Annotated in this window: 30 protein-coding genes and 1 pseudogene; 21 read left to right on the top strand and 10 right to left on the bottom strand. The window is 34.5% G+C overall.

What is annotated here, in order from left to right; translation table 11 throughout:
* The first annotated feature begins 218 nt into the window (after positions 1 to 218).
* A complete protein-coding gene (locus tag DN410_RS04560; protein WP_255446665.1) occupies positions 219 to 1,232 on the top strand; it encodes a serine protease in 1,014 nt (337 codons plus the stop codon).
* Here DN410_RS04560 and DN410_RS04555 read toward each other — a convergent pair.
* Positions 1,180 to 1,488, bottom strand: coding sequence for an ArsR/SmtB family transcription factor (locus tag DN410_RS04555; protein WP_149175529.1), 309 nt, complete (start codon positions 1,486 to 1,488; stop codon positions 1,180 to 1,182). The genes DN410_RS04560 and DN410_RS04555 overlap by 53 nt on opposite strands.
* A gap of 107 nt (positions 1,489 to 1,595) precedes the next feature.
* Here DN410_RS04555 and DN410_RS04550 point away from each other — a divergent pair, with 107 nt between their 5' ends.
* A complete protein-coding gene (locus DN410_RS04550) occupies positions 1,596 to 2,531 on the top strand; it encodes an aldo/keto reductase (RefSeq protein ID WP_149175528.1) in 936 nt (311 codons plus the stop codon).
* A 104-nt stretch (positions 2,532 to 2,635) separates the two neighbouring features.
* Positions 2,636 to 3,811 (top strand): MFS transporter, encoded by a 1,176-nt coding sequence (locus DN410_RS04545; RefSeq protein WP_149175527.1) that lies wholly within the window; start codon positions 2,636 to 2,638, stop codon positions 3,809 to 3,811.
* 209 nt (positions 3,812 to 4,020) lie between these two features.
* Here DN410_RS04545 and DN410_RS04540 read toward each other — a convergent pair whose 3' ends face one another.
* Both DN410_RS04540 and DN410_RS04535 read right to left on the bottom strand, forming a co-directional pair.
* Positions 4,021 to 4,245, bottom strand: a complete 225-nt coding sequence (locus tag DN410_RS04540; RefSeq protein WP_000162606.1) for a hypothetical protein — start codon at positions 4,243 to 4,245, stop codon at positions 4,021 to 4,023.
* An 84-nt stretch (positions 4,246 to 4,329) separates the two neighbouring features.
* On the bottom strand, positions 4,330 to 4,677 hold the full coding sequence (locus DN410_RS04535; protein WP_002118502.1) for a DUF4257 domain-containing protein: 348 nt from the start codon (positions 4,675 to 4,677) through the stop codon (positions 4,330 to 4,332).
* Between the two features lie 457 nt (positions 4,678 to 5,134).
* On the opposite strand from DN410_RS04535, the gene rsgA reads away from it, so the two are divergent.
* The 5 genes and pseudogenes from rsgA (at position 5,135) to DN410_RS04515 (ending at position 9,553) form a co-directional block, all read left to right on the top strand.
* Entirely contained in the window at positions 5,135 to 6,184 is a 1,050-nt protein-coding gene (rsgA, locus tag DN410_RS04530; RefSeq protein ID WP_149175526.1) for a ribosome small subunit-dependent GTPase A, read from the top strand.
* A gap of 195 nt (positions 6,185 to 6,379) precedes the next feature.
* Positions 6,380 to 7,420: pseudogene (locus DN410_RS28905) on the top strand (cache domain-containing protein); the annotation flags it as partial.
* Positions 7,415 to 8,362, top strand: coding sequence for a methyl-accepting chemotaxis protein (locus DN410_RS28900; protein ID WP_472926181.1), 948 nt, complete (start codon positions 7,415 to 7,417; stop codon positions 8,360 to 8,362). The pseudogene DN410_RS28905 and the gene DN410_RS28900, both read left to right, overlap by 6 nt.
* 197 nt (positions 8,363 to 8,559) lie before the next feature.
* On the top strand, positions 8,560 to 8,865 hold the full coding sequence (locus tag DN410_RS04520; protein ID WP_149175524.1) for a hypothetical protein: 306 nt from the start codon (positions 8,560 to 8,562) through the stop codon (positions 8,863 to 8,865).
* A gap of 319 nt (positions 8,866 to 9,184) precedes the next feature.
* A complete protein-coding gene (locus DN410_RS04515) occupies positions 9,185 to 9,553 on the top strand; it encodes a DUF3979 family protein (RefSeq protein WP_149175523.1) in 369 nt (122 codons plus the stop codon).
* A gap of 36 nt (positions 9,554 to 9,589) precedes the next feature.
* Here DN410_RS04515 and DN410_RS04510 read toward each other — a convergent pair whose 3' ends face one another.
* Positions 9,590 to 10,630 carry a YkvI family membrane protein gene (locus tag DN410_RS04510; RefSeq protein ID WP_149175522.1) on the bottom strand — a complete coding sequence of 347 codons (1,041 nt, stop codon included), beginning with the start codon at positions 10,628 to 10,630 and terminating at the stop codon, positions 9,590 to 9,592.
* Positions 10,631 to 10,871: 241 nt separating this feature from the next.
* Between DN410_RS04510 and DN410_RS04505 the strand changes: the two genes are divergently transcribed.
* From DN410_RS04505 to DN410_RS04495, 3 genes are all read left to right on the top strand, one after another.
* Positions 10,872 to 11,315, top strand: a complete 444-nt coding sequence (locus tag DN410_RS04505) for a Dps family protein (protein WP_149175521.1) — start codon at positions 10,872 to 10,874, stop codon at positions 11,313 to 11,315.
* A 110-nt stretch (positions 11,316 to 11,425) separates the two neighbouring features.
* A complete protein-coding gene (locus DN410_RS04500) occupies positions 11,426 to 11,881 on the top strand; it encodes a DUF3939 domain-containing protein (protein WP_088230531.1) in 456 nt (151 codons plus the stop codon).
* A 145-nt stretch (positions 11,882 to 12,026) separates the two neighbouring features.
* On the top strand, positions 12,027 to 12,971 hold the full coding sequence (locus DN410_RS04495) for an alpha/beta hydrolase (protein ID WP_149175520.1): 945 nt from the start codon (positions 12,027 to 12,029) through the stop codon (positions 12,969 to 12,971).
* Positions 12,972 to 13,015: 44 nt separating this feature from the next.
* Here the strand turns inward: DN410_RS04495 and DN410_RS04490 are convergent, their stop codons facing one another.
* Both DN410_RS04490 and DN410_RS04485 read right to left on the bottom strand, forming a co-directional pair.
* A complete protein-coding gene (locus DN410_RS04490; RefSeq protein WP_149175519.1) occupies positions 13,016 to 14,017 on the bottom strand; it encodes an LLM class flavin-dependent oxidoreductase in 1,002 nt (333 codons plus the stop codon).
* Positions 14,018 to 14,121: 104 nt separating this feature from the next.
* Positions 14,122 to 14,313, bottom strand: a complete 192-nt coding sequence (locus tag DN410_RS04485) for a DUF3896 family protein (protein WP_149175518.1) — start codon at positions 14,311 to 14,313, stop codon at positions 14,122 to 14,124.
* A gap of 177 nt (positions 14,314 to 14,490) precedes the next feature.
* Between DN410_RS04485 and DN410_RS04480 the strand changes: the two genes are divergently transcribed.
* Positions 14,491 to 15,954 (top strand): flavin monoamine oxidase family protein, encoded by a 1,464-nt coding sequence (locus tag DN410_RS04480; protein ID WP_149175517.1) that lies wholly within the window; start codon positions 14,491 to 14,493, stop codon positions 15,952 to 15,954.
* A gap of 84 nt (positions 15,955 to 16,038) precedes the next feature.
* Positions 16,039 to 16,623: a GNAT family N-acetyltransferase gene (locus DN410_RS04475; RefSeq protein WP_149175516.1), complete on the top strand. Its 585-nt coding sequence runs from the start codon at positions 16,039 to 16,041 to the stop codon at positions 16,621 to 16,623.
* 24 nt (positions 16,624 to 16,647) lie between these two features.
* On the opposite strand, the gene DN410_RS04470 is transcribed toward DN410_RS04475, so the two are convergent.
* Entirely contained in the window at positions 16,648 to 17,550 is a 903-nt protein-coding gene (locus tag DN410_RS04470; protein ID WP_149175515.1) for an aldo/keto reductase, read from the bottom strand.
* 165 nt (positions 17,551 to 17,715) lie between these two features.
* Between DN410_RS04470 and DN410_RS04465 the strand changes: the two genes are divergently transcribed.
* Entirely contained in the window at positions 17,716 to 18,666 is a 951-nt protein-coding gene (locus DN410_RS04465) for a CobW family GTP-binding protein (RefSeq protein ID WP_149175514.1), read from the top strand.
* A gap of 96 nt (positions 18,667 to 18,762) precedes the next feature.
* Here the strand turns inward: DN410_RS04465 and DN410_RS04460 are convergent, their stop codons facing one another.
* Together DN410_RS04460 and DN410_RS04455 are read right to left on the bottom strand one after the other, a co-directional pair.
* Complete coding sequence (locus DN410_RS04460) at positions 18,763 to 19,233, bottom strand: GNAT family N-acetyltransferase (protein ID WP_149175513.1); 471 nt, start codon at positions 19,231 to 19,233, stop codon at positions 18,763 to 18,765.
* 135 nt (positions 19,234 to 19,368) lie between these two features.
* Positions 19,369 to 20,319 (bottom strand): metal ABC transporter substrate-binding protein, encoded by a 951-nt coding sequence (locus tag DN410_RS04455; protein ID WP_149175512.1) that lies wholly within the window; start codon positions 20,317 to 20,319, stop codon positions 19,369 to 19,371.
* A 266-nt stretch (positions 20,320 to 20,585) separates the two neighbouring features.
* Here DN410_RS04455 and DN410_RS27835 point away from each other — a divergent pair, with 266 nt between their 5' ends.
* Both DN410_RS27835 and DN410_RS04450 read left to right on the top strand, forming a co-directional pair.
* The gene (locus tag DN410_RS27835; RefSeq protein ID WP_000540562.1) at positions 20,586 to 20,735 is read left to right on the top strand and encodes a hypothetical protein; all 150 of its coding nucleotides are present in this window, start codon (positions 20,586 to 20,588) and stop codon (positions 20,733 to 20,735) included.
* Positions 20,736 to 20,851: 116 nt separating this feature from the next.
* Positions 20,852 to 21,511 carry an oxidoreductase gene (locus tag DN410_RS04450; RefSeq protein ID WP_149175511.1) on the top strand — a complete coding sequence of 220 codons (660 nt, stop codon included), beginning with the start codon at positions 20,852 to 20,854 and terminating at the stop codon, positions 21,509 to 21,511.
* Between the two features lie 29 nt (positions 21,512 to 21,540).
* Here the strand turns inward: DN410_RS04450 and namA are convergent, their stop codons facing one another.
* A complete protein-coding gene (gene namA / locus DN410_RS04445) occupies positions 21,541 to 22,578 on the bottom strand; it encodes an NADPH dehydrogenase NamA (protein WP_149175510.1) in 1,038 nt (345 codons plus the stop codon).
* A gap of 133 nt (positions 22,579 to 22,711) precedes the next feature.
* Here namA and DN410_RS04440 point away from each other — a divergent pair, with 133 nt between their 5' ends.
* The 5 genes from DN410_RS04440 to DN410_RS04420 all read left to right on the top strand — a co-directional run bounded on the left by DN410_RS04440 (position 22,712) and on the right by DN410_RS04420 (position 26,958).
* Positions 22,712 to 23,164 carry a methylated-DNA--[protein]-cysteine S-methyltransferase gene (locus DN410_RS04440; RefSeq protein WP_149175509.1) on the top strand — a complete coding sequence of 151 codons (453 nt, stop codon included), beginning with the start codon at positions 22,712 to 22,714 and terminating at the stop codon, positions 23,162 to 23,164.
* A 7-nt stretch (positions 23,165 to 23,171) separates the two neighbouring features.
* Positions 23,172 to 24,176, top strand: a complete 1,005-nt coding sequence (locus DN410_RS04435; RefSeq protein WP_149175508.1) for a DUF2628 domain-containing protein — start codon at positions 23,172 to 23,174, stop codon at positions 24,174 to 24,176.
* Between the two features lie 84 nt (positions 24,177 to 24,260).
* On the top strand, positions 24,261 to 25,922 hold the full coding sequence (locus DN410_RS04430; protein ID WP_149175507.1) for a peptide ABC transporter substrate-binding protein: 1,662 nt from the start codon (positions 24,261 to 24,263) through the stop codon (positions 25,920 to 25,922).
* A 58-nt stretch (positions 25,923 to 25,980) separates the two neighbouring features.
* On the top strand, positions 25,981 to 26,397 hold the full coding sequence (fosB, locus tag DN410_RS04425; RefSeq protein ID WP_149175506.1) for a FosBx1 family fosfomycin resistance bacillithiol transferase: 417 nt from the start codon (positions 25,981 to 25,983) through the stop codon (positions 26,395 to 26,397).
* 15 nt (positions 26,398 to 26,412) lie between these two features.
* Entirely contained in the window at positions 26,413 to 26,958 is a 546-nt protein-coding gene (locus tag DN410_RS04420) for a short-chain dehydrogenase (protein ID WP_149175505.1), read from the top strand.
* The last annotated feature ends 9 nt before the right edge of the window (positions 26,959 to 26,967 follow it).

Here is a 26,967-nt window from a genome sequence, read left to right as displayed (position 1 = left end):
TTATTCTTTTAAAAGACTATGAAAGGACCATAAATTGGTCCTTTTATTTTTGTTATTAGTTGAATCACAATAGAAATAAAAAAGTAGTGAAAAATTAGTAAGCTATATTGAGAAATATTTGAAATGAAGGAGAATAGAACAGATAAAACGAATGTTAAATTTAAAGCTATTCAACAGTGGTCTGAAATGAAAATAATACATTTTCAGGAGGGATTACGATGAACAGTAGTACAGCGAATAAACAAAAAGGTATACAGTTGATTCCTTTTACAGTAAACAAGGTGGTCGAACAAGTAAATGAAATTCCACCAGGTGTACAATTGATTCATGCTCCACAAGTATGGGAGAAGAGTGAGAAAGGAAAAGATATTGTCGTTGCCGTTTTAGATACAGGGTGTGATATCAATCATATAGATTTAAAAGACCGTATTATTGATGGGAGAAATTTCACGAAAGATTATGAAGGTGATCCGAATATTTATCTCGATAATAATGGACATGGCACACATGTAGCGGGGACGATTGCAGCGACTGAAAATGGTGTCGGTGTATTAGGAGTGGCACCACTTGCTAAAATGTTAGTATTAAAAGTTTTAGCAGGAGATGGTTCTGGAAGTTATGAGCAAATTATTGAGGCCATTCATTATGCTGTAAATTGGAGAGGGCCTAATAAAGAAAGAGTTAGAGTCATTTCCATGTCACTTGGTGGTTCGCAAGACGTTCCGGAATTACATGAAGCAATTCAAAATGCGGTAAGACAAGATGTACTCGTTGTGTGTGCTGCTGGAAATAATGGGGATTGTGATGATGAAACAGAGGAACTAGACTTCCCAGGTGCTTATTCTGAGGTAATTGAAGTTGGTGCAGTTAATTTAGAGCGGAAAATTGCTTGTTTTAGTAATTCTAATCAAGAAATTGATTTAGTAGCGCCAGGTGATGAAATATTATCTACGTATCCAGATGGGAAGTATGCTGTATTAAGTGGAACTTCAATGGCGACACCACATGTTGCTGGAGCATTAGCACTTCTCATTAAGCAGTGCGAGAGAGAATATGGTAGAAAGTTATCGGAGCCAGAAATATATGCACAACTAATAAAAAGAACTGTACCTTTAGGGTATGAACGTACATCTGAAGGGAACGGATTAATAGACTTCTCATATGAATATGAGAAGTTTTTTAGTATGGCTCTGTCGCATGTAATACAACTTGTAACAAACCAGGGAATCTAGCATTTAAATCTTCCTCGCGAATTGAAATAAAACGTTGTGTTCCTTCAAGACGCGTATACATAACACCTGACTCACGTAAAACTTTAAAATGGTGAGATAAAGTTGATTTCGCAATTGGAATGTTTAACGCACCACAAGATTGTTCATTCTTCTCTAGTAGCATAGTTACAATTTGTAAACGAATTTGATCGCTAAGTGCATATAAGACAGAAGAGAATTGAATTTCTTCTCGATTTGGATGATAGAGTGTACGCATTTTTTCACCTGCTTGTATAAGTTAAGTTATTTGCACTATAACATATAAAATGGTATATTTCTATTGTTCGAATATATTCGAACAATAGAAATATAGGGGGAGAAAAAATGAAGTATACAAAATTACAAAAGGCAGGACTCAATATTTCAAAGTTGGGGTTAGGAACAAACGCTGTAGGGGGGCATAATTTATATGCTAATGTGAATGAGGAAGAAGGAAAACAATTAATAGAAGAAGCTATTCAGCAAGGAATTACATTTTTTGATACAGCGGATTCATACGGTTTTGGTAGATCAGAAGAATTAGTAGGACAGGTATTAAAAAGAAATCGCCATGAGTTTGTACTTGCTACAAAAGGTGGAATTCAGCCGTTATTAAATGGAGAAACGTATATTAATAATGAACCAAGTTATTTAAGAAATGCTGTGGAAAATAGTTTAAGAAGATTACAGACTGACTATATTGATTTATATTATTTACACTTTACAAATTCTGAAACAAGTTACATAGATTCAATTGGAGAGCTCATTCGTCTAAAAGAGGAAGGGAAAATTCGTTCAATTGGAATATCAAACGTAAACATAGAACAATTAAAAGAAGCGAATCAACATGGTTATATAGATGTTGTACAATCGCCTTACAACATGTTAGATCGTACTGCTGGGGAAGAACTATTGCCGTATTGTATAGAAGCTGGTATTTCATTTATTCCGTATGGACCTCTTGCCTTTGGAATACTAGGTGGTAAATATACAGAAGATTTCAAATTAAATGAAGGTGATTGGCGCAAAAGTGTAAATCTATTTGAAGAAAATACATATAAGAATAACTTTAAGAAAGTGGAAAAGTTAAAAGGTTTAGCCGAAGAAAAGAATATCGAAGTATCGCATTTAGCTTTAGCGTGGTTATTAAACAAACAAGGAATTGATACTGTTATTCCTGGAGGAAAGCGGGCAGAGCAAATAAGAGAAAGTGTAAAGTCGGTAGAAGTTTCATTGAATGAAAAGGTTCTAAAAGAGATTGAATCTATTTTAGAAGCATAGTTAAAAAGAGGGATAATCCCCTCTTTTTATCCTGCTATTTGTCGGATAGCCCGATTGGTGAGGGCTGATTAAAGTATAACTTTATATAAAAGGAGAAGATCTAAATGAAAAGAGTACTAATTGTATTCTTTACGATAATGTTTATGATCGGTACAGATACTTTCTTAATTTCACCACTTTTACCGACATTACAACAGGTGTATCATATTTCAACTGAGTTGTCAGGGTGGATGGTGAGTTCATATGCATTAGGATACGCTGGATTTGCGCTTATCGCTGGTCCTACATCAGATGGCTTAAACAGAAAAAAGGTGATGGTAATAGGAATGAGTTTTTTTGCGTTAAGTACGTTTTTATGTGGAATGGCACCGAGTTTTTTATGGATGATAACATTTAGATTTTTAGCAGGTGTAAGTGCAGCTTTTGTATCTCCACAAGTGTGGGCATCTATTCCGCTCCTAATAGGGAAGAAGCAAATTGTAAAAGCAATTGGAATTGCAACAGCGGGGTTATCAATCGCCCAAATTTTAGGACTGCCAATTGGAGCATATTTAGCAACGACACATTATACAACACCATTCTTCGTCATTGGTATATTATCAGCACTACTTGTCGTTCTTATTTATGTAGTATTACCAGAAATACAACCGGTTCATATAGGTGGAAATAAAACAAACATCTTAAAGCGCTATAAACAATTACTTACAGATTCAAAGGTTTCACTATCTTATTTTGCATATTTTGTTTTTCAAACTGGTAATTTTGCTGCATTTTCATTTTTTGGTGTGTGGCTTTCCAGTCAATTTGGCTTACAAGTTCATGAAGTAGGTACAGCTATGCTCGTATTAGGATTAGGAAATTTAACTGGTAACATTTTTGGGCCGAGAATTGTAAATAAAATTGGTAATAACCTTTCTTTCTATGGTGGAATTGTATTTACAGCAGTACTATATGTCGTACTTCCTCATTTAAATAACATTATATTTGTAGAGTTATTTTTCTTTGTTTTATTTTTTGTAACAGGAATTTTGTTTGTATTGATGATGGGGCGCTTACAAAATATGTCTAGTATAGCAAGAGGAACAGGAGCCGCTCTGGCTAATGCTTCTATGTATATTGGCCAGATGATTGGAGCGGCAATGGCAGGACTGCTATTTGCAGCATCTCACAATTTTATATTTGTAGGTAGTTTTACTGCGTTATTATATTTTGTAGCTTTATTTTTGTTTAGAAAAAGTGAAAAACTAACTGAGAATCGTGAAACAGGAATTGCTTCATAAAGCTTTTAAAAATAAATCGGGGAAATCAAAAAAATAAAAATCCCTACAAAGATAGGGATTTATATATCGGCATATAGTTCCTTGGAAAAGGATATAATTAGTTTAACATATAGGCCTACTTACATTTGTGAAATAGATGTGAAAGTAATGTGAAAAATGATTATGGTGAAAATCCTTGTAAATAAAAAGCACTGTTTTAGCTAATGTAACTAAAACAGTGCTTTTCTCTTCGATTGTACAGTTGCTGCATTTTCATCATGTATGCCTGCATCTTTAATAATTCGTTGTTTTGCTTTATTTAATAGATGGTTTACTGCTTCACCAAAATAGTTAGCTTCGCTTTTTGTGCGGGCTTCTCGTAAACATTTATAGTTTTCTAGCAGTTCCTCTTTTTCGGTGTTTGTTAAGAAATCTTCTATTTTCTTTTTTGTCATACGAAACACCCTTTCTTCTGACAAACGACGCAATAGAAAATATTTATTTTTCATTATAACAATAATTTAAAAAGAAAGTATATACTAACGTCGCAATAATTTGTCAATTTCTTGAATCTTTTCATCAGCTTTTCCAATTTGCGTATTTTTAGCCTGCTCACCACCAAGAGCCTGGTGAAGTAAGAACGTTTGGCCAGAAATAGCAGTCACAATGGACACCTTGATTATTTCTTTTATTAAGGTGGCATCGAATAAAACGAGTCCGAGAAGTGCAGCTAGGCAGCCGGTAAAAATATCAGTTAAAAAACCAAAATGAAAAAAAGTTTTCAAACGGCGTGGAAGCAATAACTTACCTTGGTTATTGATTAGATGGGAAACGAAGCCGGTAATGCCACCAACGAGAACAGCAGTTAGCCATTGATACATTTCCATCGAATCCACTCCTTTTAGTGAATAAGATTCAATTTTTACATATGGATTCCTTTTCATATCTCATATAACCATATTGAGAAAGTTTGTTTGGGTATATTTCGCATTCAATTTAATTACGACGGAAGATTACGATACATTTCAGTCTATTATATGAAGCGCTTTTACTATACTATAACCAACACTATATTTGGTTTCATGTGCTAGAAGATGAGATTAGTCATCGCGGACAAATTAAAATGCTAAAAAGTAATTTATTCGAAAATTCCGTTAAATAAAGTAGCTTTTTAATGAGATATTCCATATAATGAGAGTAATTAAAATAAGATCGGGGTGATGTATTATGGTGAATTTAACTTATATGAATCATAAACAAAATACAAAGGTGGATGGAAAGGGCGATACTATATAAGTGAGCGCACTATCCTTCTGCTTTGCTTAAACTAGGGAGGATATCAATTTGAATCAAAATATTTTAGAAACGTTCGGCTGGGATTCTTTTTTTGAAGAACAAGCTGTAGAGAACTTTGAAGTAGGTCGTATTTTACTTGAGCACAAGCATATATATCGCATAATTTGTAACGATGGTGAATATATGGCAGAACTGTCTGGAAAGTTTCGTCATGAAGCGTTAACGAAGGGAGATTACCCAGCAGTTGGTGATTGGGTATATATAAAGAAAATAGAGAATGAAAAGAAAGCGATTATTCATCGTGTTTTTCCGCGAAGAAGCTCCTTCTCAAGACAAGAAGCTGGTAATCGAACGGAAGAACAGATTATAGCAGCAAATGTAGATTATCTATTTTTAGTAAATGCACTTAACCATGATTTTAACGTAAGAAGGATGGAACGTTATTTATTATTAGCGTATGAAAGTGGTGCAATGCCTGTTATTGTTTTAACAAAGAGTGGTTTATGTAATGATGTGGAACAGAAAGTTGTAGAAACGGAAGCTGTTGCAATTGGTGTTCCGATCTTCGTTGTTGATAGTTTAGAACATACAGGTATTGAATCGTTGCAACAATTTGTTGCTTCAGGAAAAACAATTGCTTTAGTCGGATCATCGGGGGTTGGAAAATCAACTTTGCTAAATGCGCTTATAGGACTTCAAGTAGCGAAAACAGGAGATATCCGTGAAGAAGATAGTAAAGGAAGGCATACGACAACTCATAGAGAGTTATTTCAATTGCCAAGTGGTGCTCTCGTAATTGATACTCCTGGCATGAGGGAGTTGCAGCTTTGGGAAGGAAGCGCTGCAATTCAAACGACATTTTCTGATATTGAAGAATTAGCAAAAACATGCCGTTTCCGAGATTGTAAACATGAGAATGAACCAGGATGCGCAGTACATCATGCAATAAATAACGGACTTATTACGATAAATCGTTTGCAGAGTTATAAAAAGTTGCAAAGAGAATTAGCGTATTTTATGAGAAAACAAGATGCGATTCTTGCAAGGGCAGAACGTGATAAGTGGAAAAAACTTTCTAAACAGTATAAAAAAATGTGAAAAACCAAAGGACTGTTCCTTTGGTTTTTTTGTATTTGTAAATTTTATAATAATGTTATTCGTATATATGGACAAAGAGAAATTATTTGTTTAAACTTTACAAAGTGTTCATCGTAATAGGATATAAAAATAGTGATTAGGGATTGGAATAAATTAATAATTAAATCAATTAATTTTATAAGTAGGAGGTACGAAATGGGTAAACTATTAAATTGGTTTCGTAATATGAAAGTAGCTAAAAAGCTATTAATTTCATTTTTTGTCATTTTAATTGCGGCAGTTTCTATTATTGGAGGCATGTCTTATCAAACGGCTAAAAAGAATTTTGAAACACAAATTATGAGCAGTGCTCACGATAATATAAAGATATTAGATAATTTAATTAATCAAATGATTGAAGCGAAATTTAATGATGTGAATAGTTTTGCACGGGTAATTCAAGGTAATATGTATCAAGGAGATAATCAAGATGAATTAAGGAAAACGTTATCACAATATATCAATTTAAATAAAGATGTTGAACAAGTATATGTTGCTGGGAATGATAAAAAGTTTGTACAAGAACCAAATATACAAATGGCAGCAGATTATGACCCAACAGAGCGCCCTTGGTATAAAGATGCAATGAATAAACAAGGTGGTATTGTTGTTACTGAACCGTATAAGGCGCAAGGAAATGGACATATTGTTGTAACGATTGCAAAACAAACAGAAGATAAAAGTGGTGTTGTTGCGGTAGATTTAAGCTTAGATAATTTATTAAAAACAACAAAGTTAATCAATATTGGTAAAAAAGGATATGCGTTTATTTTAGATGGGAAACAAAAAATAATTGCACACCCTCAAGAAAAATCAGGAGACAAGGCAGCTGATTCTTGGGCGAAGAAAATTTATGAAGATAATCACGGTACTTTTTCATACATGTATGACAATAGTGAAAAGAAAATGGTATTTGCTACAAACGTAAAAACAGGTTGGAAGATTGGTGGAACGATGTACTCTAATGAAGTAATTGAAGCTGCTCAGCCTGTATTTTATAATATGTTAATTGTTATGATTATTTCATTAGTTGTAGGAGGAGCACTTATTTATTTCGTGACACTTTCTATTACAAAACCTTTAAAGAGATTAGTTGTCACTTCTAAAGAAATAAGTGAGGGAGATTTAACAAAAATAATTGAAATTCATTCTAATGATGAAATTGGTCAACTTGCAAAAGGTTTTAATGAGATGACAAACTCGTTACGAACGTTAATTGGAAGAATTAATGATTCAGCTGGACATGTTGCAGCGGCATCAGAAGAACTAACTGCAAGTGTAAGACAAGCGAGTGAAGCAACTGAGCAAATTACAATGGCAATGGATGAAATCTCAAGTGGGGCAACGACACAAACAACGAGTGTAGAGAATGGTGCTATGTTATTGTTTAGTGTAACAGAAGGTATCCAGCATGTAGCAAATAGTTCATCATCTATTAATACGGCTTCTGCTCATACTCGTGAAAAAGCAGAAGATGGTGGAAAGTTAGTAGGGAAAACAGTAAATCAAATGCAGTCTATTGTAGAATCTGTTTCACAATCAGATGCAGTTATACAGTTATTAAATAATAAATCAAAGCAAATTGGTGATATATTAGAAGTAATCCAAAATATTGCAGATCAAACAAATCTGCTAGCTTTAAATGCTGCAATTGAAGCGGCGAGAGCTGGTGAACACGGAAGAGGATTTGCAATTGTTGCAGATGAAGTACGTAAATTGGCAGAGCAATCTAGCGTATCTTCCAGTGAAATTAGTAAATTAATAGGTGAAATACAAGATGATATGAGTAATACAGTAAAATCTATGAATCATGTAAATGAAGAAGTTCAATCCGGATTAGTTATCGCGAATGAAACGAAGCAAAACTTTGCAGAAATTCTACAATCTACAAATGAAATAGCAGATCAAATTAAGACGATGGTTGAAACGGCAAATGGAATGTCAAAAGGTGCGAATGAGGTATCTATTTCTGTAGGTCAAATTGCAATGACAGCACAGAATAACGCAACGAGTACACAAAACGTTGCAGCGTCAGCAGAAGAGCAACTAGCTTCAATGGAGGAAATTGGTTCTGCGGCGGGTGCATTATCTCAAATGGCTGAAGAGTTACAAGTATTAATTGAAAGATTTAAAGTTTAACAGAGGACAGACTATCTCCAGCATAGCATTATGCTATTGGAGATAGTCTGTTTTTATTATGTAAAATCAAATGGGCATGGAGAATGTTTTTGTAATATTTAAAGGGATATTTTGTATAATATTTGTCGAAAAATAGAGGTATTTGTTAACTTTGTGTATAATTATAATCATATAGAATACAAATAAAGGAGATTGTTATGGGAGTGTATTGGGGGACAAAAAGACATTCTTGGCTTAGTTATGTCTCATTTTGGTTAAGTATTTCATTTTTTATTGTTTTTCTAACTGAAGTGTTTATTTTAAAAACACTTTCGAATAGCTCGGTGCAAATTGTTAAATACTTTTATTTTATACTTGTACCAGTAAACATTCTTCTTAGTTTAAAGTTACTATTTAAGAAGAATGAAAAGAAAGCATTGCCTATTTTTAGTTTCATTGTATCGTTATTATTTACAATCTTAATAATAGTATTAGCATTAGCCGCTACAGGGAAGTTTTTTTAAGAAGAGTGATATAAGTCACTCTTCTTTTTTATTTGTGGCGGTCTTACTATCAAGGAAAAGATGATCTATGAGCTAATAAAAAATGGGGGAGCATAATTTTCACGCATTAAAGGTTAACGATATTTGAAACCTTTAGGAGAATATTATGTAATAGGGTAATATACATAATAATGAGGATAGAATTAGGTGTTTTGTGTTAGTTTATGAAGCAAATGAATACGGTAAGAACGTTGATATATGGTACAATACATATGGATAGTGATAGAGATAAAGGGTATATAAAATACTCATCGTTTTTTAGTAAGAGAGGGGTTATCTTATGCTATACGAGGATTTGATGACATTATTTCAAGCAGCTCCAAAGGAAGAAGCTAGAGGTGGCTGGAAATATATAATCCAGGAACAAAATGATAATTATGAAATTGTTGATGAAATGTTGAAAAATGAAATGAGCGTTGAATTGTATTTTAATGAATATGATGAGGTGAAAATCACTTTATATAAAGATGGAATTCCTATTTCTACTATGCAAAGAATTGCGATTTCAAAGGTTGAATTAGACGAAGAGGAAGATGGCATTCAATTCGTTTTAGAGCGTATGCCTAGTCGAATGATTCGGTTGCAATTAAAGCCATATTTGGCAGTGGAAATGGGCCCGTACTGGGAAGTATGTGATGATTGTGAATAAGCATAAAAGAAGCATCCAATAACATGGATGCTTCTTTTATGTTTTTTGAATTTGTTTAAAAGCAATAATCGGAAGTAAAATGATGCTGACCCATCCGATTATAGGATATAGAATGTGGAGTAACTCACTGTAGCCAACGTAACTAAAGCAATAACTTATTAGTAAAATGAAAAAAATAATATTGTTATTTTTCCAACCGGTGATGGATTGCATTTGTTTTGTCATTCCGAACACATTGCCAACTAAGGTTGTGAATACTTCACCGAAAATGATAAGAACAAAGAAAAAGTGAAAAGTTGCATTGAATTTTCTTATGACTTCAGCCATTGGGATGTTATATTGATAAAATTGGTCGACTGATAAGATAGCTAAATGGCTACATAATAATATTAAAGAAAGTCCTGCCCCGCCTAAAATACCGCCCCATAAAATGGCCTTTCGATCTTTTACTTCACTGGCTAACGGGACGAGAACACTTTGGGCGAGAGAAAGATTTAAGGCGACATATGTAATAGGACTAGTTATCCACTTCATATTCCAGCTTTCTGCAGGAATAGTGTTACTAATAGGAGTTGTACCGTGAAAAAACGTTGTAATAGCAAGTCCGATAATGAAAATCATCATAATAGGTACGACAAGTGTATTTACTTCAAAAACGCCTTGTAATCCGCGGCTACCTATGATGAGACAGGCAATAACTGTAATGAAAATACCGAGTTGTCTTGGTAACCGAAGTTGCTCTTCAAATACCGCTCCAGCTCCTGATAGCATGACACTCGTTACACCAAATAATACAAGTAGTAATAATGTATTTACAACATTTCCGAATACATCTCCAAATAAATATTTGTTAAATTCTTGCGCTGAAAATGCCCCGATTTGTGATGAGAGTAACATCATCTTCGTGCCGAGCCAAATAAAAAAAAATCCACTTATACATATACCAATTGTTCCGTATAATCCGTGCACTGTAAAAAATTCAACAATTTCTCGTCCAGTAGCAAATCCAGCTCCAACGACTGTTCCAATATAAGTAGCAGCGACTTTCTTTGCTACTTGCCATTGTTGATTGTCCATGTTATCCCTCTTTCTACTACGATGAGCTTGATTTACTATTATGCATATGTATGAGCTTGGACAATTAGACGTATGAACTGTTAGAAAACATACATGAATTAAAAGATATTAGGGAAGTATTAAAGGTGTTAAAACTTTGTTACATATGAGCCAATCGTTCGAAAGGATAGGAAATGTATGGTAACATGTAACTAGGTTATTAAAAGATAAACATTCTGAAATGATAAGAGGAGTGGATTGTATGAGTACGAAAACAAATGTTGTTGAAGTATTAAACAAGCAGGTAGCAAACTGGAATGTGTTATATGTGAAACTACATAATTATCACTGGTATGTGACAGGACCACACTTCTTTACATTACATGAGAAATTTGAAGAGTTTTATAATGAAGCCGGAACATATATTGATGAGTTAGCAGAACGTATTTTAGCGTTAGAAGGTAAACCGTTAGCGACAATGAAAGAATATCTTGCTACATCTAGTGTCAGCGAAGGGACAAGCAAAGAATCAGCAGAAGAAATGGTGCGAACATTAGTGAATGATTACTCTGCACTTATTCAAGAATTAAAAGAAGGTATGGAAGTTGCTGGTGAAGCAGATGATGAAACATCAGCAGATATGCTATTAGCAATTCATACGACATTAGAACAACATGTGTGGATGCTAAGTGCGTTCTTAAAATAAAGATAAATATATAAAGAAAAAAACCATTGGAAAATTCTTTTAATGGTTTTTTCTTTTATGATTTTTCAGTTTTCTTTTATGCTATAATATAGTAAAAAGGAGGCGATGCAATGTTTCGTTTTTTTAGAACTGGAAAAGAAGAGCGGGAAATTACGAAAGATGAATTAGAACAAGCGATGGCTAAATTTCTAGAAACGAATGCTAATATTGTTTATACAGTATTAGTAAATGATGATTATACAGTAAACTATGATTTGTTAAAGCCGTATTTACCTGTATTTCCAACAAATGTTTTTCTTATTACGAAGGAAACGCTTGAGGTATTTGAACATACAGAAGAAAATTTAAACCTAGTTAAAGAAATTGATATCGTACAAAAGGCGGTAGATCAATACGTAACAGAAAAAGAAATGTTCCCAATTGTTGAAGATAGCGAAGATCGCCTCATATGCGGAGTTAAACTAGGACCTTATTTAAATCGTATATTAAAAAGAGACTTATATATTTCAGAAAAACATTATTTAGTTTCAAGTAAGCCAGATAAGAAAAAAAAGAATAGTGGGTAGACGTGATGAGAACAACAATACTATTATTGTTGTCTTTTTTTGTTTGTTAAAATATTGATTTTTCAGTCTATTTAACTTTATACTACAACTAGTGGATAGGAAGAGTAGGAAACAATTATTATAAAAGGTTACGGGGGAATTTGTAATGAAAAATAGTATGACTTATATTCAATTATTAAATGAAACGTTACGTTGCTATGCAAATAAAGGAAGTTTTGAAGCGTACAATTATATAATGGAACACGCTACAGGAGTAATAGGGAATGAGGCGCAAATATATAATTTTAAGTATGCGCTCGCAAGTGCAGCAGGGCTAGAAAAAGAAGCATTGCATTTAATGAGAGAGGCCATTATAGACAATGGGTTTTGGTATGGAAATGAGTATTTAATTTCCGACGACGATTTAAAACCATTACATAAATTTGAAGAATTTCATACAATGGTACAATTATGTAAAGAAAGAGAAGAATTGGCAAAGAAAACAGAACGAGCAGACGTGAAATATATAGAGAGCAAGAAAAAGGGGAATCTATTCATTGCAATGCACGGTGATCAAGAAAATATAGAAATAATAGAACCATATTGGAAATCTGTTTTGACGCAAGATTATACGTTAGCTGTACCACAGTCTTCGCAAATTCAGTTTTCAGATGGATTTGTGTGGGATGATATAGAGAGAGGGAGAGGAGAATTAAAAGAGCACTACAATAAATTTATAGAGAATCATTCAGTAGAAAATGTAATAATTGGTGGTTTTTCTGCTGGGGCAAGAGTAGCTTTATATACGATTTTACAAAAAGATATAGCAGTGGATGGTTTTATTTTTATGGCACCGTGGCTTCCGGAGATTGAAGAATGGAATGAGTTGTTGGGAGTGCTACAAGATAAACATATAAAGGGATATATAGTATGCGGGGATCAAGATGAAGATTGTTTCGAATGTACACAGCAATTTGTACAGCTATTAAGAGATAATGATATAGAACATCAGTATAAAGTTGTGCCTAATTTAAATCATGACTATCCTAATCATTTTGATGAATTATTAAGAGAAGCTATTGAATACATCGAAAGTGCAAATAATAAGTAGGAAAAAGGGAGATGCATCGTAGGTGATGTATCTCCCTTTTACTATTATAAATTAAAAGCATTTGCTAGTAAGCGATAAGATTGTAACTTATGTTCAAATTGATGAGTAATCGTGACAATCATAAATTCGTCAGTATTGTACGCTTTACTTAAATTTACTATTTGTTCTTTCACAGAAGATGGATCACCCACGATCATACGTTGGCGATTCTCTTTAATACGGAATAAATCATAAGCACTGTATGAATAATTTTGAGCAGTCTCGATAGAAGGTGTACCAGTCGTTCGTTTTCCTTGCTCTAGTAATAAGATGGATAAATCTAAACTAGAAGCAATTCTTTCCGCTTCTTCATTTGTTTCTCCGCAAATAACAAAAATAGCGACGATTGATTTTGGTTTATCTCCTAAATAGGAAGGTTGGAATTGTTCTTGGTAAGCCCTCATAACTTCAGGACCTCCGAATCCATTAATAAATTGCGCGAATGCAAAAGAAGCACCATTATTTGCGGCAATTTTAGCACTCTCTCCGCTAGAACCGAGCATCCACATTTCAGGAGATGTTGGAATAACTGGAGTAGCCTTTAAATTTGCATAATGATGGTTTTCTGGTACTTGATCATGTAAGTACATTGCAACATCTGCAATTTGCTCTGGATATTGATCAAGTGAGACCATTTTTCCTTCTTGAAGTGCGCGAGTTGCTATAGGCATACCACCAGGTGCTCTACCAACACCAAGGTCGATACGGTTTGGATAAAGCGCTTCTAAAACGCGGAAATTCTCAGCAACTTTATATGGGCTATAGTGCGGCAACATAACACCACCCGAACCAACTCTTATACGATTTGTTTTCGCTGCAATATGGGAAATAAGTATTTCAGGACTTGAACCAGCAAGGCTTACAGAATTGTGATGCTCAGATACCCAAAATCGTGTATATCCGAGTTTTTCAACTTCTTGTGCAAGCGTAACTGTATGTGAAAAAGCTTGGGCTGCTGTGCTACCATCTGAAATAGGTGATTGGTCTAACACACTTAATTTGATCATAGAATATACCTCTCAATCTTAATGTACATCCTATTATATATTTACTTACGAAAAATGCGTAATGAAATGCTCAAAATGAAACGCGGATAATACTATATCTGCCTTTAATGAGAAAATCCCCTTTCATAATGATTCATTTCGACTAGGTTCAAAATATATTCATAGTTGTCAATTTCACGTTTGATATGTTCACGTTCTTTGTCACATAGTTTCCTATCGCTGAGTTTTTTATTTAGGTCTTGTTTCTTTAATTCTAAATATTTTTTTGTAGCGTGATAATCATAAGTATGTTTCATTTTCAACCACTCCTTCATTACAGTTGCTATATTATACGAAGCGTTAAGAAATGTGAGATATATCTTTTATGTACCTTTAGTGAATATTCCAATTGCTACGGTGTTATGTTTATGGAAATTTATGAATAAAATGCACTAAACCACTAATGTTCATTTTGTGAAGTAAGGGGTGGAATTGTGCAGAAAGATATAATGTATAACATTGAGATGGATGAAACGTTACAAGTTATAGATAAAGGTCTGAAAAAGACGACAAGTCCGAAACGTATTATTGTAGTAGGGGCCGGTATGGCTGGATTAGTTTCGGCATCTTTATTAAAAGCGGCAGGACATGAAGTGAAGATTTTTGAAGCAAACAACCGGGTAGGTGGCCGTATAGAGACCGTTAGAATGGAAGATACCGGATTATATTTAGATGTTGGAGCGATGAGAATTCCGTATTCGCACACTTTAACGATGGCATATATAAAAAAGTTTGGGCTACAGGTGAGCCCTTTTATTAATAGGAATGAGACTGATATCATTTACGTAAATGGCCGGAAAACGACATTAAAACAATATGAAAAAGATCCAAGTATTTTAAGGTATCCTATGGAAATGAATGAAGTCGGAAAAACGTCTGAGGAACTATTATTGTTAGCGGTACAGCCCATTATAAATTTTATAAAAAAGAACCCAGAGAAAAATTGGGATGTTGTAGTAAAGGATTTTGGGAGATACTCTACAGGACAATTTTTAAAGTATCATCCTTATCAATATAATACTTACTTTTCGCCAGTAACAATTGAGATGATTGGTGTTCTATTAGATTTGGAAGGATTTTTAGAACGGTCATTCGTAGAGACGTTACGTTTTTTATACATTATGCAAGAGGAGGGCGGATTTTGTGAAATAGTAGGCGGGAATGATAAATTACCAAAGTCTTTTTTACCACAATTAGAAGAAAATCTTATATATAATCAAAAATTAATGAAGTTACATCAACACGATAATGGTGTGACAGCTTTCTATCGGAACGAGGAAACTTTTGAATATAGTAGTATTACAGGAGATTTAGTAATCGTTACCATTCCGTTTTCGACAATGCGTTTTGTAGAAGTAGATCCATTTGATTCTATATCTCATGAGAAATGGAAAGCAATTCGTGAATTGCACTATATGCCTGCAACGAAAATAGGAATCCAATTTAAAAGTCGATTTTGGGAAGAACAAGGCCAATTAGGCGGCAGAATAATAACGGATTTGCCAATTCGTTACGCCTATTATCCAAGTTATGGAATTGGAGAGGAAGGACCGGCTATGATGTTAGGGAGCTATACATGGTCTTATGATGCTTTGTTATGGGATGGGTTATCAAAAGGTGATCGTATTTATTACGCATTACAAAACTTAGCGACGATATTAGGTGGTCAAGTATATGATGAGTTTTTGTCTGGAATATCAAAAAATTGGACGTTGGATCCGTATGCACTTGGAGGGTTTGCGCTATTTCAGGCAGGTCAAGAATCAGAGTTGCAACCAGCGATTGTCAAACCAGAGGGAAGAATATTCTTCGCTGGAGACCATACGACGTTATATCATGGATGGATTCAAGGGGCCATTGAATCTGGAGTTCGTGTGGCGTTAGAGGTGAATGGATAAAATGTGTAAAATTCAGAAATTTCTTTACTGTATAGTTTGAGATGGATATTATTATATATAAAAGAATTATAGGGAGTGTTTACAGTGAATCCGTTATTATTCGATTTTTCTTCTGAATTTTATACTGAAAGACTATTTATTCGAATGCCGAAACCAGGTGATGGTAAAGTTGTATATGATGCAATTCAAGCTTCTATGAAAGAATTAAAACCTTGGATGGTGTTTGCGCAAAAAGAGCAAACAGAAGAAGAAATAGAAGAGAGTATTAGAAAATCGCATATTCAATTTTTACAGCGTGAAGATTTGAGATTACTAGTATTTTCGAAAGAAACAGGTGAATTTATTGCATCTGCCGGATTACATCGTATTAATTGGGATATACCTCAATTTGAAATCGGGTATTGGATTGATTCAAGGTTTAGTGGAAAGGGTTATATGGTAGAGGCTGCGAAAGGTATAACGGATTACGCATTTTTGGAACTGAAAGCAAACCGAGTAGAAATTCGTTGTGATTCTCTAAATAAGAAGAGTAGAGCCATACCAGAGAAATTAGGATTTAAGTTAGAAGGTATTTTAGAAAGTGCGAGTGTTGCGGTCGATGGAAATGGATTAAGGGATATGTGTGTATTTGCAATGACGAGAAATACATATGAAAAAGAAGAGCTGTAAGAAAACAGCTCTTCTTTTTTAAAATTATGGTACAGGATGCCCGTTAGAGCTTTCGAAAATTGTAAACCATTGTTGACGATCTAAGTTAACTTTTGTAGCAAGAGCGGCTGTTTTTACACGATCTAATTTACCAGAGCCAACGATTGGCATCATATTAGCTGGATGAGCGAGTAACCATGCGTACATAACAGTATCGATGCTATTAACACCTAGCTCAGTCGCAACTTTTTGAACAGTTTCACGTACACGTACAGCGCGTTCTGATTGACCAGTAAAAATTTCACCACCTGCAAGTGGTGACCAAATCATTGGGTTGATTCGTTTCTCCTGACATAAATCAATTGTCCCTTTTTCAAAATGCTCAAGCTGCAGTGCAGATACTTCAATTTGATTCGTAATTAGCGGGAAATCTAAGTACGAACTTAGCATATTAAATTGAGAAGGTAAGAAGTTAGATACACCAAAATGACGGACTTTTCCTTCTTGCTTTAAGCGTGAGAATGCTTCCGCCACTTCATTTGGATCCATAAAAGGATCAGGGCGATGAATGAGCAGTACATCAATATAATCCGTATGTAAATTTTTAAGTGATGCTTCTGCACTTTGAATAATATGTTCTGCACTAGTGTTGTAGTGAGCAACATACCGCTCTGGAAATTTTGGTGATGGGGGAGCGATTCCACACTTTGTGATAATTTGCATGTTTTCTCGTAAGGAAGGCTTTAATTGTAACGCTTCTCCAAACAATCCTTCGCACGTATAACCGCCATAAATATCAGCGTGATCAAAAGTAGTAATCCCCATATCCATACATTCTTCAATGAAAGAAAGTAATTCTTGTTTCGTCATATTCCATTCTGCTAAGCGCCAAAAACCTTGAATAATACGAGAAAATTCTAGCGTTTCGGCCATTTGAACTCGTTCCATTATAAGTACCCCCTTGATGAATGGTTATTTTTTTGAAAAGGCTTTCTTACTACATATTATTATATAGTTAGAGGGGCGTACAAACAATAAATATGTTTTGCTACAAAAACGATTTTCTCTATATGCTATAATGTAGAAATATATAACTATAAGGAGATGTAGGAAATGATTCCAGTAACAATATTAACTGGTTTTCTTGGATCAGGGAAAACGACATTATTAAATCGTATTTTATCAGAGAATCACGGCCAGAAATTAGCAGTGATCGTAAATGAAATCGGACAAATTGGTATTGATAATCAGTTGATTATGAATGTTGAAGAAGAAATTATGGAAATGACAAACGGCTGTTTGTGCTGTACTGTACGTGAGGATTTACTCGTTGCTTTAAAACAATTACTGGACGTAAAAGCAGAAGGTAAAATGGATTTTGATGGTTTAGTAATTGAAACGACTGGCCTTGCAAATCCAGGACCGATTATACAAACATTCTTTTTAGATCCAGTCATTCAATCTGCATACCAAATTAACGGTGTTGTAACAGTAGTAGATAGTTATCATATACATAAACATTTTGAAAAAGGGCTAGAAGCAAAGGAACAAATTGCATTTGCTGATGTCGTTTTAGTAAATAAATTAGATTTAGTGAATGAAAGTGAAAAGGAAAATCTATTGCAGGAACTGCAAGGTATTAACCCAACTGCAAAGTTAATCGAGGCCACTAACTGTGATGTAGACATTCCATCGTTACTACAAATTCAAACGTTTAAAACGAAAGATACGTTACAAATTTATCCTCATACAGAACAGAATCATCTAGAAGGTGTAAAATCGTTTGTACTACGCGAAGAGCGCCCGTTAGATTTACAAAAATTAAATGAGTGGATGTCAGCTGTCGTTCAAGAGCTAGGGGAGTATTTATATCGTTATAAAGGGATTTTATCTATCGATGGAGTAGATAAACGTATCGTTTTCCAAGGTGTGCATACATTGTTTGCTGCATCATACGATAGAGAGTGGCAAGAGGGCGAAGAACGAGTAAGTGAAGTCGTGTTTATCGGAAAAGATATTAATAAAGAATGGTTCCAAGAACATTTCGAGGAGTGTGTGAAATAAGTCTGCGTATATTGCAGGCTTATTTTTGGGACTTAACTAAGCGCTTTGAGAAAAATGCTAGATTGTAAAAAACGAAGGATTATAAAAAGCCTGTTTTCACAGACTTGTATGTTCATCTAAAAGTAACTCCATTACAACACCTACAACTGGGCCTTCATCATCAATATCCCCGTTTAAACGGAAACCAAATGATTCGTATAGTCCCATTGCGAGTTTGTTGTCAGGATGTAAACTTAAGTAAATTATATTACATTCAAATTTTTCTTGTAAGAATTGAATAAGCAGGTGAAGGAAACGTTTTGCATATCCTTTTCCTTGATATTGTTGGTCAATCATAAAGCGGTCTAACCACACACTTTTACGCTTTTCCCAATACCATCCGTACATTGCATATCCTACAAGTGTTTCTCCATCATATAAACCTATTGACGTTCCGTTTCCTTCATATAAGGATTCTGCTAAAGAAAACGCATTACTTTCAATAAATTGCTGCTGGTCTTTTGCGACGTTTAAAGCAGCTACTGAACGCCAATTTTTTCCTGTTACTTCACAAATGTGAAGAGTCATAATTCCAACTCGCCTTCTAAATTTATATAGCTCAAAAGCTAATATGGATAATTTTACTTGTTATTTTGGTCAAGTCAAGCAGAAGCACATAAAAAAGAAGCTGAATGTCATATTCAGCTTCTTATCAAAAGTTGATTAGTTAGTAGCTTCTTTCAATGTATTCACGTTTTCTTCCATTAAAGTGAAGTAATCTTTATTATTTTTCGCATCGTCTTCAGAAATAGTAGCTAAGTGATTTAAGCGTAAAATCTTTGTACCTGTTTCTTTTTGAATAACGGATGCTACTTTTGGAGTAGAGAATGTTTCAAATAAAATATATTTTAAGTTATGTTCTTTTGCTGTTTTTGTAATATCAGCAAGTTGCTTTTGAGATGGTTCATCAGAAGCTGAGATTCCAGCGATAGGAATTTGCTTCAGGCCATAACGTTGTTCCCAGTACCCATATGCAGCATGAGAAACTAAAATTTCTTTCGTTTTTGCATTTGCTACAGCAGCTTTAAATTGATCATCTAAATCAGTAAATTTTGTTTGAAGTGCTGCAAAGTTTTTTTCGAACTCTTGTTTATGGTCAGGTTGTAATTCTACAAGTGCATTTTTAATTTTTTCTGCCTGTTTCATTGCTAGAGTAGGGTCTAACCAAATGTGTGGGTCTTTATCGTGATGATGTTCATCCTCTTTATGGCCGTCTCCATGATCATGATGCTCTTCTTCAGTAGAAGTACGCAGTTCAATACCTTTTGATGCATTTACAATTTTAACATCTTCTTTTTGTAATGCTTTTTCCATTTTTTCAGCAAATGGCTCTAATTCAGCGCCGTTATAAACGAATAAATCGGCTTTTGCAACTTGTACTGTTTGTTTTTGACTTGGCTCAAATGTATGAGAATCTGCACCAGGTGGATAAATCGCTTCAACCGTTACATAGTCGCCACCAATTTTTTTTGCGAAATCAGCAAGAGGGAAGATAGTTGTATAAACAGTTAGCTTTCCATCTTTCTTGGCAGTACTTTCTTTTTTATTTGAGCAGCCAGTAAACATTAAAGTGAAAATAAGTAAGAATGAAAATATAGTCAATCTCTTAGGCATGAAGTTCTCCTCTTTTCTTTTATACGGATATATTTTCCCCAATTATAGAAGAAAAATATCATTTTAATACAAAACGGAATAATTACGTTTTAGTTTGCGAACTTAGTATAATACATCTTTAATAAAGTTGCAATAAATAATAATCATTCCGATTTGATTTTGTTATAAAGTTGTCAAATATAGATGTATTATTTTTGCTAATGCATGCATATGTGACAACGCAGCGTTCATATATTTGAAAGGAGGGTGAAGAGGGGGATGAGTGTTTGGGATATATAATGGAAGCTATATTATTGATATTAGCGGTAGTATTCCCATTAGCATTAGTTTTAATTTTTTTAAGAAGATTAATAAGTAATTTAGGGAATGCATCAACAATTACGAAATTGCCAGAGAAAGATGAGAAAAATGAGTAAGTAAAGCACTATGCGTACGCATAGTGCTTTACTTATGGTAAAATGGAAGAACGGAAACTCCTGTTAGTGGCGATTAGCCATAGGAGAGAATAGTAAATAAAGAGGTATACACATATATGAATAAGCGAACAGCGTTAGTACTTGGTGCAAGTGGCTTAGTTGGACAAGAGATAACGCGTCTATTACTTGAATCAGATTACTACGATTCGGTTACTATTTTTGTAAGAGAAACAATGCAATGGCAGCATGAAAAGTTACAGCAAAGGCAAGTAGATTTTTCTGCATTAGAGGAGTATAAAGAGTTTTTTGCTGTAGATGATGTTTTTAGTTGCCTAGGAACAACAATAAAAAAAGCAAAAACAAAGGCGAATTTCAAAAAAGTAGATTATGAATATACGTTACGAGCAGCTTGCCTAGCTGAAAAACAAGGGGTGCAAAATTTCCTTGTTGTTTCTTCTATGGGGGCAAATCCTAAATCGTTTTTCTTTTATTCACAAGTGAAAGGTAAAATGGAAGAGGAACTGCAAAAATTAGTGATCGGTGGTATTCACATTTTTAGGCCATCTTTATTAGTAGGGAATCGACAAGAATTTCGTTTTGGTGAACGAATGGCTGAAAAGTTATCTCGAATTATTCCTTTTATCTTTAAAGGGGCTTTCAAAAAGTATAAACCAATTTCAGCTAAAGATGTGGCGAAAGGGATGTATATAACCGCGCTACGAGAAGAATCGGGTATTCATACGTATAATTCAAATGAAATTACAATGATAAAATAAACAAAACCGAGAAGAATGACTTCTCGGTTTTATTTATTCGTACTGATTTTCCCAGGTGCTCGCTCGTATTGATACGGCTCTTGTAATTCAAAGCCAAGCTCATTGGCTGCTATTCTTGGGAAGTATGGATTGCGAAGTAACTCACGTCCGATGAAAATTAAATCTGCCTCGTTATTATTTAAAATTTGCTCAGCCTGTGCTCCGTTTGTAATCAATCCAACTGCACCTGTTGCAATGTTAGCATGCTCTTTAATATGTTTAGCATATTGTACTTGATATCCAGGATACACATCAATACGCGCTGGTACAACAGCGCCAGAACTACAATCGATTAAATCTACCCCTTGTTCTTTCATCCATTTTGTATACTGAACATAATCTTGAACTGTTAACCCGTCAGGATGATAATCATTTGCTGAAATACGAACAAATAACGGTCCGTTCCACACTTCATTTATCGATTCAATGATTTCGCGTAAGAAACGATAGCGATTTTCAGGTGAACCACCATATTCATCAGTCCGCTTATTGGTAAGCGGAGAAAGAAATTCATTAATAAGATAACCGTGAGCACCGTGTATTTCAATAACGTCAAATCCAGATTGTTTTGATCGTACTGCAGCTTGCTGAAAAGCTAATATGGTATTTTTTATTTGCTGTATACTCATTTCTACTGGCGTTTTCATAGTGTCATTAAACGGAATTGCTGAAGGAGCTAAAGCATTTGTTTCTAATTCAGCTTTTCTTCCGGCGTGAGCGAGTTGAATGGCGGCTTTTGCACCGTTATCATGTATAAAAGTTGTCGTTTTATGTAAGCCTTCAATTAGGCTATCATCCCATATACCTAAGTCTTTGTTAGAAATTCTCCCTTCAGGTAACACGGCTGTTGCTTCAATCATCACTAAACCAACTTGACCGGCAGCCCGAGTTCCATAATGAACGAGATGAAAATTAGTTACTTGGCCATCCTCATTTTCTGAAGAATACATGCACATAGGCGACATGACGATACGGTTTTTTACTGTAACATCCTTAATTGTATAGGGTGAAAAAAGTTTGGAATGCATCAAATAGCCTCCTTGATTGAATTTTCTTATATTTTACCATTCTCTTTTTTCTTTCTCTAATAAAACGCTTATACGAAAAATTTTGTCTATTCGTGTTACAATAATTAATATGAATTGAATTGGAGGATGACATATGTACCAGGCTTATTATGAAAGTGAATTAGGCTTGCTAGAAATTACAGCGAACGATAAAGGAATTACGTCTGTTATATTTGTTCATGAGAGACAAGAAGAACATAAAAATGAAATGATAGATCAATGTATAAATGAGCTAGATGAATATTTTAAGGGGAAAAGAAAAGAGTTTACGGTCCCACTGTCTGCTAAGGGAACACCATTTCAAAAAAATGTATGGGATGCGCTCTATACTATTCCTTATGGCGTAAGTGCTTCATATTTAGATATTGCAGAGAAAGTTGGAAATCCGAAAGCTGTACGAGCGATAGGAGGAGCAAATAGTCGTAATCCGATATCAATAATCGTTCCGTGTCATCGTGTAATAGGGAAGAGTGGGAAACTTGTTGGGTATGCGGGTGGTTTATGGAGGAAAGAGTGGTTGTTAAAACACGAAGGTATTTTGAAATGACGTATGGATGGGAAGAGGGATTGTTTTGAAATGTATAAATTGTGGGCAACTTTGCGAGGGGAATCAATTGAATTGTGAAAGTTGCCAGCGGACTTTGCATACTGAACAAGGTGATGGAAGCTCGCTAATAGACAAGGAATTAGAAGTATATGTAGGGAGACAATATCCGTATTACAAAAGGAAATGGGAGCTTGAGGAAAAGCGGATTGCTAGGTGGAGCTGGAATGGTTGGGCAGCTATTTTCAATGTAGGTTGGCTTGGGTATCGTAAGCATTATTTACCTGCAGCATTATTTGTATTGTTATTATTAGCGTGTGATGCATTTTCTTATTATATGGGCTTCAATGTAGCATTGCCGATCATTAATATGGTGCCTCTTACGTTTTTATTACTCGTTTTTATTTTATTTGGAATGGCGATTTTTGCGAATGGATTCTATTATCAATTTGCAGAAAGGCGTATATATAGAATAAAAGCACGGGGAATTAAAGATGAATCGGTTGAAAAATATCTCATTCGTGATAGTGGCGGCACGAGTAAAATGGGAGCGACAATCGTTACTATGTTAGCAGTTGCTACTATTTTCTTCAGCCATTTCTTTTTTCCAACTGATCGAGATATTATTCAAAAAGTTCGTACAAACTCGCTTTATGAATATCCTTTCTTTTCAATTGGTGAATCATTTGAAAATTATTTTCAAAAGCCAGAGTGGATATATTATCGCGGGACGGAAGGGCTAGAATTAGTAGAATTCCAAGGGTATAGCCCTGGGATGCCAAAACAGCAGGTGACAATTCGATTTGTTATTGATTATAGATTAGGTGAAGTTGAGCCATACTCACTTTCGATTAATGGCGAATCTAAAAATGAAGAAGAGTTTTTGAAGATGATGGATGATATATTTAAGGTTCAAAACCCATTTGACATTGAGGATGGATTACAAGTACATGTTATACAAAAAAGCGGACAGAAATTGAATTCTGTCCGCTTTTTTCTTTTTTTGTTAAAATAAATATTTAAAATAATCAGAATCTTTTGTATAATGATATATATTATACGGGCTTTAACTTATACATATAGATTGGGGGAAGGAAGAATGAAGAAAAAGACAACAACAATTGCTGCACTTGCGTTATCAACTAGTGTTTTGGTTGCAGGATGTGGGAATGGGGAAAAGGCTTCGACAACGAAGAAAGAACCAAATAAGGGAGTGGCAGATAAGCAAGTATTAAATTTGCTAGAAACAGCTGAAATTCCTTCAATGGATACATCTAAATCGACAGATTCTGTATCCTTCCGTGTATTTGTAAATGCAATGGAAGGTTTATATCGTTTAGATAAAGATAATAAACCAACGCCAGGTATGGCAAAAGATGTGAAAATTAGTGAAGATAAAAAGACATATACATTTGAATTACGTGATGCAAAGTGGTCAAATGGTGATCCAGTTCGAGCGCAAGATTTCGTATATGCTTGGCAACGTACATTAGATAAAGCGATAGCTGCAGAATATGCTTTCATTTTATTTGATGTGAAGAATGCACAGAAAGTAAATAAAGGGGAATTACCGCCAGATCAATTAGGTGTTAAAGCGAAGGATGATAAAACGTTGGTAGTAGAATTAGAGCAACCGGCACCTTATTTTCTTGAGCTTACGTCCTTCCCTACATTTTTCCCATTAAATGAAAAGTATGTAAAAGAACAAGGGGATAAATACGGATTAGAAGCAGATAAACTAGTATATAATGGTCCATTTACAATGAGTGAATGGAAACATGAACAAAGTTATCAGTTAAAGAAGAACCCAAATTATTGGGATAAAGATGCTGTAAAATTACAAGAAATTAATGTAAGTATAGTGAAGGAAACGAGCACTGGAGTGAATTTATATGACAGTGATCAAGCAGACCGTGTTATTTTAAGCTCTGAGTTTGTTGATAAATATAAAAAGAATAAACCAGATGAATTTAAAACGAAATTAGACCCGCGTATGTATTTCTTACGCTTTAATCAAAAAAATGCAACATTTAAAAACCAAAAGGTTCGTGAAGCGATTGATTTAGCATACGATAAAAAAGGAATTGCTGATGTTATTTTAAATGACGGTTCATTACCAGCATATTTCCTAGTACCTGAGAAATTTACGAAAGGACCGGATGGAAAAGACTTCCGCTCTGTAAATAAAAACTTCCGTGATAGTAAAGATAATGCAGCGAAAGCAAAAAAATTATGGGAAGAAGCGAAGAAAGAGCTTGGTCAAGATACAATTACAGTAGAATTACTAAATGATGATAACGGTAGTCGTAAAAAAGTGGGCGACTTTATTAAATCAGAACTTGAGAAAAACTTACCTGGTATTAAAGTGAATTTGAAACAACAACCATATAAGCAGAAATTAGATTTAGAAAAGAAATTTGAATATGAATTCTCATTATCTGCATGGAGTCCAGATTATCCAGATCCAATGACTTATATTGATATGTTCGTGACTGGAAGCTCATTTAATGAAATGGAGTATTCAAATCCGAAGTATGATGATTTAGTAGCGAAATCTAAAGGAGAACTATTAAAAGATGACGCAGCACGCTGGAAAGCACTTGCGGAAGCTGAAAAAATCTTAATTGGTCAAGATGCTGCTATTTCTCCTGCGTATCAACAAAGTACAGCGTATTTAGAGAAACCTTACGTAAAAGGTATTGCGAATCATACGTTTGGTGGAGACTTCAGTTATAAATGGGCATATATTACAAAAAAATAGTATAATAAAAGATGAGTGAATTTTCGCTCATCTTTTATTTGTATAGGAGGAAGTAGAATTGTTAAAGGGAATTAATCATCTATGTTTTTCAGTATCTAATTTAGAAAAATCTATTACATTTTACGAAAAAGTACTAGAAGGAGAATTATTAGTTAAAGGGAGAAAACTAGCGTATTTTAACATATGTGGAGTATGGATAGCGCTTAATGAAGAGGCGCATATTCCGAGAGATGAGATTCGTCAATCTTATACGCACATTGCATTCTCTGTTGAAAAAGAAGACTTAGAAAGCCTATTGCAGCGGTTAGAAGAAAATAATGTTCATATTTTACAAGGAAGAGAACGAGATGTAAGAGATTGTGAGTCTATATATTTTGTTGATCCTGATGGTCATAAGTTTGAGTTTCATTCAGGGACGTTACAAGACCGTCTAAATTATTATAGGGATGAGAAATCTCATATGACGTTTTATTAAGGGAGGAGAGAGCATTTGCATGCGCTTGTAATTGGTGGAACAGGGATGTTAAAGAAAGTATCTATGTGGCTTTGTGATCAAGGATTCCATGTTTCTATTATTGGACGAGATGAAGTGAAGTTAGAAAATGTTAAGCGAGCGAGTTCGGCACCTAAAAGTATTACATGCCTTTCTCTAGATTATCATGATGATGACGACGTGAAGGTGGCTATTAAAGATACAATTGAGAAAAATGGTCCAATAACATTAGTTGTCGCATGGGTACACGCAAGTGCAGAGCGTGCTTTATCACTTATTTGTAACGAGCTAGAATTGTCTTCTAAAACATATAGCTTATTTCATATTTTAGGCAGTAAAGCATCGCGTATGAACATACAAAAAATAGGGAGTACACAATGTAGTTTTCATAGAATTATATTAGGATTTATTTTAGAAGGTACACATGCAAGATGGCTTACTCATGACGAGATAGCTGAAGGGGTTATAAAAGGTATTGAAAGTAAGTGTACGGAATGGATTGTAGGAAGAGTAGAACCGTGGGAATTGCGGCCGAACTGGTAAGGGGGAATA

The organism is Bacillus sp. SH5-2, assembly GCF_008368905.1.
In the GTDB taxonomy this organism is placed as follows: Bacteria; Bacillota; Bacilli; order Bacillales; family Bacillaceae_G; genus Bacillus_A; species Bacillus_A luti.
This window is presented reverse-complemented; position numbering and strand designations above follow the sequence as displayed.